Origin of the sequence: Ilumatobacter sp. (assembly GCF_041688325.1) — a bacterium.
GTDB lineage: Bacteria > Actinomycetota > Acidimicrobiia > Acidimicrobiales > Ilumatobacteraceae > Ilumatobacter_A.
On record NZ_JBDNIJ010000325.1, the window covers coordinates 1 to 2,161 of the forward strand.

The 2,161-nt window shown below is 63.6% G+C and carries 3 protein-coding genes; 1 reads left to right on the forward strand and 2 read right to left on the reverse strand.

What is annotated here, in order from left to right; genetic code table 11:
• Positions 1–629 (reverse strand): SDR family NAD(P)-dependent oxidoreductase (locus ACH2EI_RS17015; protein ID WP_395160904.1); only part of this gene is annotated, 629 nt, incomplete at its 3' end.
• Between the two features lie 130 nt (positions 630–759).
• Between ACH2EI_RS17015 and ACH2EI_RS17020 the strand changes: the two genes are divergently transcribed.
• Positions 760–960, forward strand: a complete 201-nt coding sequence (locus ACH2EI_RS17020; RefSeq protein ID WP_395154885.1) for a hypothetical protein — start codon at positions 760–762, stop codon at positions 958–960.
• Between the two features lie 293 nt (positions 961–1,253).
• Here the strand turns inward: ACH2EI_RS17020 and ACH2EI_RS17025 are convergent.
• On the reverse strand, positions 1,254–2,161 hold a 908-nt coding region (locus ACH2EI_RS17025; RefSeq protein ID WP_395160906.1), incomplete at its 5' end, for an aldo/keto reductase.

Sequence of the window (2,161 nt, forward strand, 5' to 3'; positions counted from 1 at the left end):
AGGTAGAGAGGTCCCGGAGGTTGCGGTCGGGTGAGCAGATGAATCACCGCTGCGGCGGCGTCTTCGCGGTGGATGCGGTTCGTCCACCGATTCGGGTCGGTGACCTCGCCCCTGGCGACCTTGTCAACGAAGCGTGTCGGCCCCCGGCCGTACAGACCGGCCAGTCGCAGGATCGTGCCGTGGGGGACTCGAGAAGCGAAAAGCTGTTCGGCTTCGAGGAGCACCTTTGCGGTCCCGCCGGTGGGTTCGGCGGTGGTGTCTTCGGTGCAAATGATGCTCGGGTCGCTGATGCCGAAAACGCCGGTCGAGGAGACCAACACAGCCCTTGACGGTCGCTGCCCCTTGTCGTCGAGGCAATCCAATGCTCGCCTGAGCCCGCCGACGTAGATGGCTCGGTAGGCGTCCTCGGTGCGCGAGCTCGCAGAGAGAGCAATAACGAGGTGCGCCAGGTCGAGGTCCGGAAGGTTCGGAGCCTCACGAGTGAGGTCGGCCGACACGCCAATGAGTGGCGGTGGGACACGGTCGGCGTTGCGTCGGATGGCGACCACGCGATGTCCCAGTCCCGCAAGGCGCAATCCGATGTCGGCGCCAAGGTCGCCGCAGCCCACAAGTAACACGTCTGGATTCATTCGAAAAGAGTACGGCAAGACGACGCTGCCGGAGCCGAACCGCCTGAGCTGTGCGATATCGGCAGTTGAATCGGGGCGGATGTGAGCGTTATCGGGCATGTTGCGGTCGGGGCACCAACAGCATCAGAGCGTGCATCTTGTCGACGCGCCCGATGACTCGTACGGCGCCGTTGAGGATCAGCCGGACCCCAACGACTTCGCTGCTCGGCTCGGATTGATCCTCAAAACCGAGCAGGATTCCGACACCAGCCCCACCACCGGCACCGACAGCAGCTCGACGAAGGCAGAGCCTCCCGACACGGCCAGCTTCGCCGATCGGATCGGCTCATGAGTACGAACCACGGTCCCTCGTCGCGTGGCGGCCAATCTTTGCCCTCTGAGGAGTGGACGAACATCGAACTTGCAGACCGACATCGAGAACGCAGGAGGAAGCTGGGTCGACCGCGAGGGTTCGTCTGCGACAACGGACCGAACACCTTCGTGTCGAGCCGCAAGCCCAACGACCTTCCCTCGTTCTCACGGGAACTGATCGAAACAATCGCGACCGGAGTCGCCGCGCGCACGTGGTTGTCGAACGACCGTCTGCGGTTCGACTCGCGTGTGATCGCGTGGGTCAGACCGGTGTCACCACGGGGCGATGTCGGGGTCGACGAGGCGACGACGCTCGTCGAGGGCGCTGATGTGATCGAGATCCACCTGGTCTAACTCGACCGAGAGCGCTGCCCAGTTGTCTCGCAGATGGTCGACGTCGCTGCTCTTGGGTATCGCCGCCGTCTGAGGCTGGGTCAGCAACCAGGCCACGGCGATGGATGCCGGAGAAACCGAGTGTTTCTCGGCCAACTCGCGCAGCGTGTCGTCGACCAACACGTCACCGCGAGCGAGGGGTGAGTACGCCGTGAATGCCCAGTCCTGGCGCACGCACCAGTTCCTCAGCTCGATTTGTTGCAGGAAGGGGTGACATTCACACTGCAGGACCTCGAGCGGGGCGAAGCCAGCGGCATCATCGAGCTGTTCGACGGTGAAGTTTGACGCTCCGATGTGATGGGCGAGACCCGATGCCTGCACCTGAGCAAGCGCCGACATGGTTGCTCCGACGCGTTCGAAGTCGACCGGCCAGTGCACCAGCAGCAGGTCGACATGATCGGTACCGAGCCGTTCGAGACTCGCCTGGACAGAGGCAACGAGTGGGCCGGGTTCGTGATGGTCGTTGTCGATTTTGGTCGTGATGAAGATGTCGTTGCGGTCGATGCTAGATGCCTCGATCGCTGCGCCGATGTCGGCCTCGTTGCCGTACATCTGCTCCGTGTCGATGTGGCGAAATCCAATCCCCAGTGCCTCGTCGACGAGAGTACGGAGATCTGCCCCTACGAGCTGCCACGTGCCGAGTCCGGGCGCAGGCAGGTGCGCCCCAGACGGCATGCGGACCGTCGGTTGCCCATCGAACGATGAGCGTCGGTCGCTCGCTTTGACCAGAGGGTGGGCGGACCCGTCTCCCTCTGGGACCAGAACTTCACCCACGGTGGGAGTGGAAC